At 52.2% G+C, this 13,385-nt stretch carries 9 protein-coding genes and 1 pseudogene; 6 read left to right on the forward strand and 4 right to left on the reverse strand.

Annotated elements, in window-relative coordinates; genetic code table 11:
- Positions 1 to 3 precede the first annotated feature (3 nt).
- The 4 genes and pseudogenes from GN241_01335 to galE all read right to left on the reverse strand — a co-directional run bounded on the left by GN241_01335 (position 4) and on the right by galE (position 4,874).
- Positions 4 to 1,698 (reverse strand): glycosyl transferase, encoded by a 1,695-nt coding sequence (locus GN241_01335; GenBank protein XAT56123.1) that lies wholly within the window; start codon positions 1,696 to 1,698, stop codon positions 4 to 6.
- A gap of 7 nt (positions 1,699 to 1,705) precedes the next feature.
- Positions 1,706 to 2,743: pseudogene (locus GN241_01340) on the reverse strand (glycosyltransferase family 2 protein).
- A 69-nt stretch (positions 2,744 to 2,812) separates the two neighbouring features.
- Positions 2,813 to 3,904, reverse strand: a complete 1,092-nt coding sequence (locus GN241_01345; protein ID XAT56124.1) for a glycosyltransferase family 2 protein — start codon at positions 3,902 to 3,904, stop codon at positions 2,813 to 2,815.
- Positions 3,894 to 4,874: a UDP-glucose 4-epimerase GalE gene (gene galE / locus GN241_01350; GenBank protein ID XAT56125.1), complete on the reverse strand. Its 981-nt coding sequence runs from the start codon at positions 4,872 to 4,874 to the stop codon at positions 3,894 to 3,896. The genes GN241_01345 and galE overlap by 11 nt, the downstream gene beginning before the upstream one ends.
- Before the next feature lie 556 nt (positions 4,875 to 5,430).
- Here galE and GN241_01355 point away from each other — a divergent pair.
- The 6 genes from GN241_01355 (at position 5,431) to GN241_01380 (ending at position 13,214) form a co-directional block, all read left to right on the forward strand.
- Complete coding sequence (locus tag GN241_01355; GenBank protein XAT56126.1) at positions 5,431 to 6,252, forward strand: ABC transporter permease; 822 nt, start codon at positions 5,431 to 5,433, stop codon at positions 6,250 to 6,252.
- 219 nt (positions 6,253 to 6,471) lie between these two features.
- Positions 6,472 to 8,385 (forward strand): molecular chaperone DnaK, encoded by a 1,914-nt coding sequence (gene dnaK, locus GN241_01360; GenBank protein XAT56127.1) that lies wholly within the window; start codon positions 6,472 to 6,474, stop codon positions 8,383 to 8,385.
- A 75-nt stretch (positions 8,386 to 8,460) separates the two neighbouring features.
- Positions 8,461 to 9,597, forward strand: a complete 1,137-nt coding sequence (gene dnaJ, locus GN241_01365) for a molecular chaperone DnaJ (GenBank protein ID XAT56128.1) — start codon at positions 8,461 to 8,463, stop codon at positions 9,595 to 9,597.
- Between the two features lie 48 nt (positions 9,598 to 9,645).
- Entirely contained in the window at positions 9,646 to 10,407 is a 762-nt protein-coding gene (radC, locus tag GN241_01370) for a DNA repair protein RadC (GenBank protein ID XAT59137.1), read from the forward strand.
- 56 nt (positions 10,408 to 10,463) lie between these two features.
- Positions 10,464 to 10,697, forward strand: coding sequence for a hypothetical protein (locus tag GN241_01375; protein XAT56129.1), 234 nt, complete (start codon positions 10,464 to 10,466; stop codon positions 10,695 to 10,697).
- 324 nt (positions 10,698 to 11,021) lie between these two features.
- Positions 11,022 to 13,214, forward strand: a complete 2,193-nt coding sequence (locus tag GN241_01380) for a DEAD/DEAH box helicase (protein XAT56130.1) — start codon at positions 11,022 to 11,024, stop codon at positions 13,212 to 13,214.
- Positions 13,215 to 13,385 lie beyond the last annotated feature (171 nt).

Raw genomic sequence — 13,385 nt, forward strand, 5'->3', positions numbered from 1 at the left:
TGTTCACCTTTCACGGGGTTTGGCTGGGCCGGTATGTGTCTTTTGGGCCGCAAAAACGCGTCGGCTGCTCAGATCACCCGGTAGGGAGAGGGGAATGCCGCTGTCATTTAAACGGCTGTGCAACGCGTTAAGAGCGGTTAAATCTTGGCTAAGGGTGCAAAACGCAACCCCCTGCTGTCCCTTTGGCAGGTGGTGTAGAACGCGCCCAAGGCATGTTTCAGGGGCTTTCAAAACCTCTGCTAAGGTCCAAATTTGTATAACGCCGCGGGCGGCGGGCTGGCGGAGAGCTGCGGTTAAGTCCAGTTCGCTTTGGTGCCACGTGGCGGCTAAATCTTGGATCACCTCAAACGGCGCTGACAACTGCGCCAGTTCGATCAGCCAAGCTCCGGTAATAATCAGTTTGATCGCCCGCTTATCTGACACCAGAAAAGGCAGAATCTGCGGTCTATCTTGCATGCCAAAATTTAGGCATTGAAACCGGCCTTGGGTATTCCAGATCAGGTTGCGCAAAAATGCCTCAGGATCGCGGTCACGCAATGGTGCCGAGGCAATCAGGCCGCCTTTATAAACCGCCGTATTATGTTCAAAATATACCTTATCCTTGGCAAAGAGATGCCCATGCACGGTCACGTTGCTGGCGGCTTGCAGCCATGGGCTAAACCCGTCAAACAGGCTGCTAAACCCGTGTAAAACCGCATAGGGTGCTGCGGTTTTTTCGGGCCGCGGGTTTGGCGCAGGAACCGAGCTTTGCATTACCAATCCGGGCCGGCCAATTTTGGCGATAGTATTGGCCCGATTGAATATACTGTCTAAGGCGAAAGAGCTTGGCGGGTTGTCTGGTGAGAGGCTGCGTTTTGGAAAGGCGCTGTAAAGCGCATCGGCTTTGGCCCATATTTTGCGCGCTAGAAAATGATTTGAGCGCTGCAGCAGCTGCAGGTGATCGTCATAAAAGACGAAGGGTTTGCCGTGGTGATCGAATTTTGAATAGGTCAGCGACTGGCTTTTGAGATTATCGGAATATAAGCGCGCCAGCGTCTGAAAATAGCTTTCATCGGGGATCCAAACCGATTTGAAAAACCGCTCATAGCCCTTGCGTTTGGGGGTTTCTAAAATTGTGCGCAGCGTTGTGCTGGTCAGGCACCACCATTGTGATCCCAAATGCAGGCGCAGATCTGATGGTGGTTTCCGGCGCATCTTACAGGCTTTTTGAAACGCCACAGCCGCGTCGAATAAATGCCGTTGGCTGTTCCAATTGAATGGATAATACCAGTAAAACCGTTCTTGTTCAAAGCCCCCGCTTTGCCATGGAATTTTGTCAATCCAGACAGATTCGATGAAATCAGTATGGGCGTTTTTTTTCAAAAAGGCGATCAATTCCTCTGGCGGGCGCAACATCAGGCATGATTGAGAGGTGAGTAGAATATGCCCAAGCTCTGGTGATCTGCGCAGCAAAAGCGCCGCGGCAGCTTGGCTTGCTTTGACCAAGCCCCAACCGCCCCAAGCGGTTTTGTAGCGTGGAACAAAGCTGATTAGCTGATCGCTTTGAAACTGATCTTGAAACGCTTTGGCGGGCCCCTTGGGGGCGGCCTTATCTATATGAACCACAACCGGGCATCCTGCATCGCGCCACAGGCGCACGGTTTGGCCTGCACGTTCAAAGGACGAATGAAGAAGCAGGATGATCCCCAATTGTGCCATCGTCCCGCTAAGCCCATGCGCCTCTTGACATCACGCCAAGAGTTTCCAGCTGTGTCCAGGTTTTGAAAGTGCCAGCGCCGGGAATAAAAAGCGTAGGGCTGTTTGCCATTTGGTCTGTGTAGCGCTGATATTCGGCACTTTCCTAATAGTGTTCTGAAGTGCTGAGTGCATCAGTGAGCTTTTCTTCAAGCGTGCTCAGGAATTTTACATGCAATAGCACGCCGCTTATTTTTTGCCCCCCCGACCGGTCATAGACTGCGTTCAAGCGTGATGGCAGCAGCGCGTGCGTGCTGCTGGTATAGGCACAACCGCGCCGCCATTTGACCAAGGGAATTTTATTCAGAGCAGGGCTTTTATGAGGCAGATCGTTGAAGAAATGCCGTGTCCGCGGGCCGCCTTGAATCCAAAGGTTTTTATCACGGTTATTTCGAGAGATTTGATAATTCCCCGCGTCAAAATATCGGCAGATCTGCAACGGGTTTTGGCCAAGCTTATATTGAGCTTTTGCAACTGAACCTTTGGGAAAAAGATCCAGCAACAGGGCGGGAAAACTGCGTTGGCCTTGCTGGTCCAACCACGCGGTTAAGGCGCAAAGCGGACGCGTGTTGAGATGCGGGTAAACCAAAAGCTCATCCGGGTCCACTGTCAGGCACCAATGCCCATTCCCGTAGCGGTTCAATAAGCCGTGCAGCCAATCGATCCCAAAACGCGCAGCTTTATAGCTGTTTTTCGTTGACCAAAGCGAGACATCTGGTTGATTGGCCAGAAATTTCGGGCCCCCGTCTCGGCTGTTATTATCAACGATCAAAAAATGCCCTATACCAATTTTTCGGTAGTAGTCTAAAAAATAGGGCAGGCGGATATATTCATCTTTCACAGTTGCAAAAAGCAAAATGTCATGGGGTTTGATCGTGTTGCCGCGATTGCGGATCTGGGTGAGCTCTGCCGCCTTGCGATAGATGCGCATATTCAGCCAGCGGCGCTGCGCTCGTAGCTGGAGCAGACGCGCAAGCCTCATCTCAGCGGCCCATGTGCGGGCGGGCATTTGCGGCGCCGTTTTGGGTTTGGCGCCCAGACGCAGAATGCGCGCTGCAGTTTGGCCTTCCCCCCAGCCTCATCCCCAACCTCCGGCCGACATCAGCCCCAACTGCTGCAATTGTCGCCAGCTGCGCAGACGTGTTGAATAGGGGGTCCAGAGCGTTGGGTTCTTGATCAAACTGTCGTAATAAGATTGATAAAGGCTGCTATTTGCAAAATGTTGCCCGCGTTTTTTTTCTTCAAGGCTTTTTTCGATGATCTGCGGCAGGAATTTAGTGTGCAAGAGAATGCCAGAGGCGGCCATACCGCCAGTATCGTTAAACGCTTTGTTCAGGCGCCGCGGCAGTAAACTATGCGTCGCGCTGTTATAGGCAAAGGACCTGTGCCATTTGACCAAGGGTATTTTGTTCAGGGTCGGGGCTTTTCGCGGTTGATCGGCAAAAAAGCTGCGGGCTCTTGGGCCCCCTTGAACCCATAATGCGCATAATTTTTCTTGATAGGTGATGCTGTAATTGCCACTGTCAAAATGGGTTAAGGCTTTCAGTGGATCAAAGCTGTTGTGTGGCGAACCTTCGTCCAACCGACCGGTGGGATAAAGCTCTAACATAATGGCCCCAAACATGTCTGTCTTGCCGCGCTCGAGCCAGTCAGTCAGCGCAGAAAGTGGCCGACTGTGCCAATGCGGATAAACAAACAACTCATCTGCATCGAAGGTCAGGCACCAATGGCCATGCCCGTAACGGCGCAACAGCGCATTTATCCAATCCATGCCAAAACGCGAAAACCGATAGCTGGCGGCGGTTTGCCAAAGCGATACATCCGTTTGTGCACGCAACAGCTCGAGGCTGCCATCCGTACTGCCATTATCAACAATCAGGAAGTGCTGAACGCCAAGCGCGCGATAATGCTGCAATACACTTGGCAGGCGCTGAATTTCATTGCGAAGAACCATTGCCCCCAAAATCATATCATCTGTGATGCGGTGGGTGCGTTGCGCCACCGGCTGCAGCGAATTTGATTTTCGCTGTGCACGCCATAGAAAATATTTTCGACGCCAGCGCAGGCGATAGGCTACCTTTGCCTGATATAGCGCGTTGAGCGGGCGCGCGGTGGCGGCGGTGGCTGGTAAATTAGCCAACCGTGTAACCTGGATACGATTATTGGGCATAGCCGCCCCCTTGTTGCCAGCGCTGGGCATCTCGAATGATCACATCCAAAGACGATTGCTGCGCTGACCAGCCCAACGATTGGGCCACCCGCCATATATCCGCTTGCAGCCAGGCACAATCGCCGGGGCGCCGGGGCGCCGCGGTTAGCTTGATTTTTTGCCCGGTGAGTTTTGAAACCGCGGAAATCACTTGCAGCACAGAATATCCGCGACCGCTGCCCAGATTGAAAATCTGGCTGGCTTTGCCGCGCAACAGCCATTGCACCCCGCACACATAGGCCCGCGCGATATCGCTGACATGGATGAAATCGCGCAAACATGTGCCATCTGGAGTTTGGTAATTGGTTCCAAAAACTTGAATATCTTGGCCTGCCTCGACCGCCTGTAGAAGGCGTGGTATCAAATGCGTTTCAGGCATATGGCATTCGCCCAGCCGGCCCGTTGGATCTGCACCGGCAACGTTGAAATATCGGAAGATCAGATATTTTAATGGCATAATATGTTGAAAATTGTGTAGCTGATGCTCAGCGGCGAGCTTACTGGCAGCGTAGGCATTGCTTGGGTTGAGCGGGGCGTTTTCGCTCAGTGGTTCGCGCGGCTGATCCCCATAAACCGCGCAGGTTGAGGAGAAGATGATATTCTTGCACCCGTTTAGTTGCGCAGCCTGCAAAAGGTTCAAGCTGCCCATCACATTGGTGAGCCAATATTGTGCCGGCTGATGCTGGCTTTCAGAAATATCGCTACGGGCGGCAAAATGGCAAATGGCCTGCGGTTGATACTGTTGAAAGGCGCTTTCGAGGCATGACGGAGAATTTATATCGCCGAAAACAAACGGCCCGAACTGAACTGCATCGCGCCAGCCACTGCTCAGGTTGTCAAACGTTATGGGCGTGTATCCGGCCGCTTTGAGCGCTTTGCACGCATGGGATCCGATATATCCCGCCCCACCGGTGACCAATATGTTTACCACAGCGTCGCCTGAGCCATGCGGATTTCCTTTTATAGACGGTGCGGCGCGTGCAAATGTCGCCCCAACGGCCTGTTTTTATGTTGTAAGCCCAGTAGAAATTTATGCAGGGTCTAAACAGGGGTAGAAGTCAAAAAGGGTAAAATTGTGTCTTAATTTTGATCGTTTTTTGCCCGGTGCTCTCCCTGGGTCATATTGAAAATATTGGGGGAATATCTATGACACTTTATGCATTAGGTGGCCGGATATTTTGGGGCCTAAACGCTAGGCCTGTTTTGAGCGCACGCGCTTTCTGTGATCCTTCGCGTCATTTATTGGCGATAAATCTTTACGCTATGGCCTCCAGATTTAGGGTGGAAATAATAATCTTTTGCGCGCGTGCTGTGCCTGCTATTACCGTGATCTAGCCCTAATTAAGCCATTTTTCCGCGATAGGACTTGTTTGTATAGGCGGGAGGCACGTAGCACGCACAGCGCCGTTAGGATGCCGCGCAGCAGCGCGCTACATCACGCAAAAAGGAACTGGTATGGCGCGTTTTGTAACCTCTAGAGCGGCTGAATGAGGGTTTGGCGGAACCTTGCAGCGCTTGGTTGCGCGGGCTATCAACTGTTTGATGCGGTCTTTCATGGCTCGGTGCGCAGCGTGCGTAAAAAGCACCGTTTGCCGGTCGTTTCACTGCTGATTGTGATTGCCCAATCGGTGATATTCACCATCGGCTTTATCATGTTGTTTCAAGTGCTGGGGGCCACTGGATCGGCTCTTCGCGGTGATTTCGTTATTTTTATTATGAGCGGTGTTTTTTTATTTATGACCCATGTCGGCGCGATCTCGGCAGTCGCCACAGCCGAGGGCCCTGCGTCGCCGATGATGCAGCATGCTCCGATGAATACGGTGATCGCGGTTGCCTCGGCCGCGTTGGGTTCTTTTTATATGCAGCTGCTCTCCATTATCGTCATTCTTGGCTTTTATTATTTTGCCTTTACGCCTTTTGTGATCGAGAAGCCGCTTGGTACCTTCATGATGTTTGTGCTCGCGTGGTTTTCCGGCTGCGCTATTGGTTTGGTGATTTATGCGTTAAAGCCTTGGGCCCCCGATGTGGTCATGTTGGTGCAAACCGTGTTTCAACGCCTGAATATGGTTGCATCGGGCAAGATGTTTGTCGCCAATAGTTTGCCGGGATCGGTTTTGGTAATGTTCACCTGGAACCCGTTATTTCATGTGATTGATCAGGCCCGCGGCTTTGCATTTATCAACTACCAGCCGCGCAACAGTGATCCTTTATACCCGTTATATTTTTCTTTAGGCTTGCTTATGCTTGGCTTCATTGGCGAATATTATACCCGACAAAGGGCGTCTTCGAGCTGGCTGGCAAAGATTTAACACTATTTTTGTGTTTAATTTGTACGAAAAAGTCAATTAAATCAAAATTGTATTTAAATTTAGACATTCTTGGCCCTGTGAAAGCTTGCAGGTCGCAAACCCCCTGCCTATATACACACGGCGCAGATTTGCGCATTTACGTAAACATTTAATACACCGCGCCAAAGCCGCATGACTTGACGTTGGTTGTATCGCCTGAATTGAAGAGGGATCAAATTTATGGCCAAAGTTATCGGAATTGATCTTGGAACGACCAACAGCTGTATTTCAATTATGGACGGGGCGCAGCCGCGGGTGATTGAAAATGCTGAAGGCGCACGCACCACACCGTCAATTGTTGCCTTTACAGATGCTGAGCGTTTGGTTGGTCAACCTGCCAAACGTCAAGCCGTTACCAATCCTGAAAACACCATTTTTGGTGTGAAACGTTTGATTGGGCGGCGCAATGATGACGCTGATTTGGCAAAAGATAAAAAGAACCTGCCCTTTGCAGTGGTAGATGGCGGCAATGGCGATGCCTGGGTAAAAGCCCAAGGCGAGACCTATAGCCCGAGTCAGATCTCAGCCTTTATTTTGCAAAAGATGAAGGAAACAGCAGAAGCCTATCTGGGTGAGGATGTGACGCAAGCCGTTATCACAGTGCCTGCCTATTTCAATGACGCGCAGCGTCAGGCTACAAAAGACGCTGGGAAGATCGCCGGTTTGGAAGTTCTGCGGATTATCAACGAACCCACAGCGGCCGCTTTGGCCTATGGTTTGGATAAAAAAGAAACCAAAATTATTGCTGTGTATGATCTTGGCGGCGGCACATTCGATGTGACCATTCTTGAAATCGATGATGGCTTGTTCGAAGTGAAATCTACCAATGGCGATACGTTTTTGGGCGGTGAAGATTTCGACATGCGCATCGTGAATTATCTTGCGGATGAGTTCAAAAAAGAAAATGGCGTTGATCTTTCAAAAGATAAGATGGCGCTGCAGCGGCTGAAAGAAGCGGCCGAGAAGGCCAAGATTGAATTATCATCGGCTACGCAAACCGAAATCAACCAACCGTTTATTTCGATGGATGCCAGCACCGGCCAGCCATTGCATATGGTGATGAAACTCACGCGTGCGAAATTGGAAAGCCTTGTGGGCGATTTGATCAAAGCCTCTATGAAACCTTGTCAGGCGGCTTTGAAAGATGCCGGTCTCAGCACCAGCGATATTGATGAGGTGGTCTTGGTCGGCGGTATGACCCGCATGCCTAAGGTGCATGAAGAAGTAAGCAAGTTTTTTGGCAAAGAGCCGCATAAAGGGGTGAACCCGGATGAAGTTGTGGCGATGGGTGCGGCGATCCAAGCCGGCGTTTTGCAGGGCGATGTAAAAGATGTTGTTCTGCTGGATGTGACGCCTTTGTCTTTGGGTATCGAAACCTTGGGCGGGGTGTTCACGCGGTTGATCGACCGCAACACAACAATCCCCACCAAGAAATCGCAGGTGTTCTCAACCGCGGAAGACAATCAGGGTGCTGTGACAATTCGGGTTTTCCAAGGCGAGCGTGAAATGGCGCAGGATAACAAAATTCTGGGCGAATTTAACCTTGAAAATATTCCTCCGGCCCCGCGCGGTATGCCGCAGATCGAGGTAACATTTGACATTGACGCCAACGGGATTGTGTCGGTAGCGGCGAAAGATAAAGGCACCGGTAAAGAGCAAACCATCACCATCCAAGCCTCGGGTGGATTGTCGGATGAAGACATCGATAATATGGTGCGCGAAGCGGAAGAAAACGCCGAGTCAGACAAAGAGCGCCGCGAGCTGATTGAAGCTAAAAACCAAGCGGAAAGCATGATCCATTCTACAGAGAAGTCGATGGAAGAGCATGCTGACAAGGTCGATCCAACAACAATCGAAGCGATCGAGTTGGCGATTGTGGCGTTGAAGGATGATCTTGAAACCGATAATGCCGCAAAAATTAAATCTGGCGTTCAAAACGTGACGGAAGCCGCCATGAAACTGGGCGAGGCGATTTATAAGGCCAGCCAAGAAGAGGGTGGTGACGCTGAGCCATCTGCGGCGGATATGGGTGAAGGCGAAGATGATATCGTCGACGCGGATTTCGAAGATCTGGATGATCGCAACCGCTCTTAAACTGAGGCATTGAACCTTGCAAACCGGCCCTCGTAATTGAAGGCCGGTTTTGTGCTTAAAAAGGAAAGATGGTGCATGTCAAAACGTGATTATTACGAAGTGCTCGGGCTTTCTAAAGGGGCCTCTGCGGATGAAATTAAAAAAGGCTATCGTCGCAAAGCCAAAGAGCTTCATCCTGATCGCAATACCTCTGACCCCAGCGCAGAATCAAAGTTTAAAGAGGCCAATGAGGCCTATGATGTGTTAAAAGACCCCGAACGCAAAGCGGCGTATGATCGCTTTGGCCATGCGGCTTTTGAAGGGGGTATGGGCGGCGGCGGTGGCCAGCGCCAAGGCGATTTTTCAAGCGCATTTTCGGATGTATTCGATGATTTATTTGGTGATTTCATGGGAGGTGGGCAGCGCGGTGGCGGGCGCTCTCGGGCTTCTCGTGGATCCGATCTGCGCTATAATTTAGAAATCTCTTTGGAAGATGCCTATTCTGGATTGCAAAAATCCATCAATGTGCCCACCTCTGTGCAATGTAGCCCTTGTAACGGCAGCGGTGCCGCCGGAGGGTCAGAACCCAGCACCTGCCCAACCTGTTCGGGAATGGGCAAAGTGCGCGCTTCGCAAGGCTTCTTTACGGTTGAGCGTACCTGCCCCAGCTGTTCCGGTATGGGCCAGGTGATCAGCAATCCCTGCTCAAGCTGCGGGGGCCAAGGGCGTTCCAATAAAGACCGATCGCTCAGCGTGAATGTGCCAGCGGGCGTGGAAACGGGCACCCGCATTCGTTTGTCGAATGAGGGGGAGGCTGGGCTGCGTGGCGGTCCGGCGGGGGATCTGTATATCTTTATCGAAGTGCGCGAGCATAAAATTTTCCAACGCGACGGGAACAGTTTGTTCTGCCGAATTCCCGTATCAATGTCGGGTGCTGCGCTGGGCGGCGATATAGAAGTGCCCACGATGGATGGCGGCCGCAGCCGCGTAAAAATTCCAGCTGGCAGCCAATCTGGCCGGCAAATGCGGTTGCGCGGCAAAGGGATGCCCTCTATAAAATCAGCGCAAAAAGGCGATATGTTTATCGAGATAGCGGTGGAAACACCGGTGAACCTAACCTCAAAGCAGCGCGAGTTGCTGCGTGAATTTGAAGCGCTTTCGGAAGATAACAATCCTGAAAGCAAAAGTTTCTTTTCATCTGTAAAATCTTTCTGGGACACAATGAAAGGTTAAAAGGTCGCTGTTAAGGCTTTCTTAACCATGGCCCTTCCAGCATGGGCTATGGCCCTTTCCAAGCGTTCTTCACCAAAGCAGATATCATTGTTTCCCTCTGAGGCTGCGGGATTATCGACGGCCCCGGCCAAGCCGCTGCCTTCTTATTTGAAAGATCACCGCAAACGCCTGCGCGAACGCTTTGACCGCGCAGGCCTAGCGGCGATGCCGGATTATGAATTGCTGGAACTGGTCTTGTTTCGGGCGCTGCGCCGCAAAGATGTGAAACCTTTAGCGCGCAGCTTATTAGAGCGGTTTCACGGCTTTAACGGGGTGATTTCTGCTCCGATTGATCAGCTCTTATCGGTGCCGGGTATCGGGGGCGCCGTCGTAACCGAGTTGAAAATCGTTGAGGCGGCTGCCCATCGTCTATCGCAGACGCGCATTTTGGGCAGGCCAATCCTTTCCAGTTGGGATCGGTTGTTAGAGCATTGTCAAATCACCATTGCCCACCGCGCCTTAGAGGGGTTTTGGGTCCTGTTTCTTGATAGAAAGAACGTTTTGATCCTGCAAGAGCAGCAGAGTGAAGGCACGGTTGATCATGTGCCGGTTTATCAGCGTGAGATTTTGAAACGTGCGCTACAACTCAATGCATCCGCGCTAATTCTGGTGCATAACCACCCCTCAGGAAACCCACAGCCATCGCCCCAAGATAGAGCTCTGACCGCGCAGATCGCGGTGGCGGCCGATGCAGTGGGCATTTGCATTCACGATCATTTGATCATTGGCCGCGGTGACAGTTTCAGTTTTCGATCAGAAGGGTTGCTTTAGATCTTTCAAGACAGGGCCGGCAGAGATCGCGTTTGCATCGCTATTGCAGCATCTTGATGAATACCGCTACAAGCCCCAGCGGCGCTGCACCGATCCAGCAAAAACAAAACATAATGGCCAATGTCTATTTTAAGGCGGTCGCAACTGCGTCTGATCCTTCTGGGGCATCCATGTCGCAAACCACCTGCCAATTGCTTATATTCTTAGATATCGGCGACAACCTTTATGGCCTGTCTAAAGCTAAAAAATCGATTGAATTGATATTAATGGCTGCTATCTTAGGGCTTTGAGCGCATCGAAGCCTGCCGGGGCGCCTGCAGCGGCGCAAAAGGTCGCAGAATGTTATCCGGCAACTGGCTGTGCGCGCTGTGATCCAGCCCTGCCGGTTAATACGGAAGCTTTGCGCCGCGCATGTATCAGTTTTTACGCCTTGTCAGACCAGCGCTTTGCCCCGATACCACGCGTTAAAAGCTTGGAAACGATCAATTTAATCAAAACCTAAGCGCTTTGCGTGCCAAGAGCGTGATCTTGCACCTATACAAAGCGGGTCAAACCGCTTAGGGACGCGGTTTGCGGAGATCGAACCGCCCCTTAGCTTAGAAAAGAAGACGCACGTGAAAAAAGCCCTTGCAGATGCCCTGACACAACGCGGATATGAGACATTGACACCGGTTCAAAAGGCCGTGACGGAAGCCCAGTTGCAGAATGCGGATCTTCTCGTTTCGGCACAAACCGGATCGGGCAAAACGGTTGGTTTTGGATTGGCTTTGGGCGAGACCTTGTTGGGTACGCAAGATAATTTTGGCAGCGCCGAGGCGCCGCTGGCGTTAATTATCGCCCCCACGCGGGAATTGGCCTTACAGGTAAAGCGCGAATTGGCCTGGCTATATGCGCCGGCCGGGGTTGTGATGGCGTCATGCGTTGGCGGTATGGATATGCGCGACGAACGCCGTGCTTTAGGACGCGGGGCGCATATTGTGGTCGCCACACCGGGTCGGTTGCGCGATCATATTATGCGCGGCAGCATCGATTTATCGGCGGTACGCGGGGTGGTTTTAGACGAAGCCGATGAAATGTTGGATTTGGGATTTCGCGAGGATCTTGAATTTATTCTGGGCGAAGCTCCCGACGATCGGCGCACTCTTATGTTTTCTGCAACCGTGCCCAAAGCAATCGCCACTTTGGCAAAAAGCTATCAACGCGACGCGGTGCGGGTGACCACTGTTGCTGAAACCAAACAGCATAATGATATCAAATATCACGCGATGACGGTGGCCAATCATGATGCTGAAAACGCAATCATCAACATATTGCGCTTTTATGAAGCCCCCAATGCGATCGTGTTTTGCAACACGCGGGCCATGGTCAATCGCGTCACCACGCGGCTGTCCAACCGAAACTTTTCGGTCGTGGCTTTATCTGGTGAGTTATCACAAGCCGAGCGGAGCCACGCGCTTCAGGCGATGCGGGATGGCCGCGCGCGGGTCTGTGTTGCCACAGATGTGGCGGCGCGCGGGATAGATTTGCCGGGGTTGGATTTGGTGGTGCATGCGGAATTGCCCAACAACCATGAAACCTTGTTGCATCGGTCGGGGCGCACCGGGCGCGCTGGACGAAAAGGCGAAAGCTGTTTGATCGTAACGGCTAAATTACGACGCAAGGCGGAACGCATTTTACAAGCTGCGAAACTGGTAGCTGAATGGGGTGAGGCCCCCTCGGCTGAGGCGGTTCGCCAGCGCGATCAAGAGCGCTTGCTTGCTGATCAGATGTGGAACGATCCGATTGCCGCGAGTGAAGAAGAAATGGTTGATCGCTTGGCTGAAAAATTTGACCTTAAGCAGCTCGCGGCGGCTTATCTGCGTTTGTATAATCAACGCGTCTCAGCCCCCGAAGAGCTTTCAATGCCAGGCGAAGCTCGCGCTGCGAAACCTGCTGCACCCTTTGGCCCTTCAAAATGGTTTTCAATCAATCAGGGCCGCAATCAAGCTGCTGAAGTGCGCCGTCTTTTGCCGATTTTATGCAATGCGGGCGAGATCACGAAAGACGATATTGGCGCGATCCGCATTCAAAATGATGAAACTTTTGTAGAGATTTCACAACAGGCGATTGCTGGGTTCACGCAGGCGCTGGGCGCTGACATGAAAATCGAAGGGGGTTTGGTTGTGTCTGCGCTTAACCACGTACCAGCGGCTGCAAAAGGGCCCAAACCTGCCTTCAAGCCGCCGCAGAAACCGGCCCGAGGCCGAAAATCAGAGGCTGGCCCGTCCAAAAGCGATGCGACAAAGCCCGACAGGCGAACAGGCAAGCCCAAAGGGGTGCATAAGGGGCAGGCAGAGACAGCTCAGCCCTTTTCTGGCAAACCGGATGACGCAACACCGCAAGCGACCGCTAAACCCGCGGTGCCAAGCGATGGGGCGCAAAAAAATGTTGTACAAAATCGGGGGGAGCAACCAAAATCGCGGGCAAAATCGGGCAGTAAACCCGGCGCGTTGAACGTCTCGCGCCGTTTCGAAAAACCGCGTTCGCCCTTAGAACGGGCCCGCGATGATGGGGCAGTTGTTGATCGCAAAGCCCGCGGTGCCAAGCCCGCTGGCAAACCCTCAGGCAAACCGGGTAATAAAACGGCTGGAAAAACCGTCGGTAAATCCTCTGGGCCCTATGATGCCAAGCGCGGGGGGGGGCCAGGCAAGCCCAAAGGCGGTAAAAATTTGGCACCTTCTGTGGGCAAGCCCAATAGCAAAAAGAATAAAGCGCGCCGCGCCGCGGCGCATGATGCCGGGCAGCCTCCTCGCCGGGCTAAATCCTAAAAGACAATGCAAAGCGCAGCTGGGCATTCGCTTTTGGGCGTAGTGCCGGCTTGGGTTGGCTTGGCTAAAATGTCTGGGACTAAGTTTTTTAAAGAGGTTGAATTTGCCCGTGGTGTTGACGCGCGGCCTTGCTACTTTTTTGCGGTTTTGGGTACATATTTGGATCGAGCC

The organism is Rhodobacteraceae bacterium IMCC1335 (genome assembly GCA_039640495.1).
Taxonomy (GTDB): Bacteria; Pseudomonadota; Alphaproteobacteria; order Rhodobacterales; family Rhodobacteraceae; genus Thalassovivens.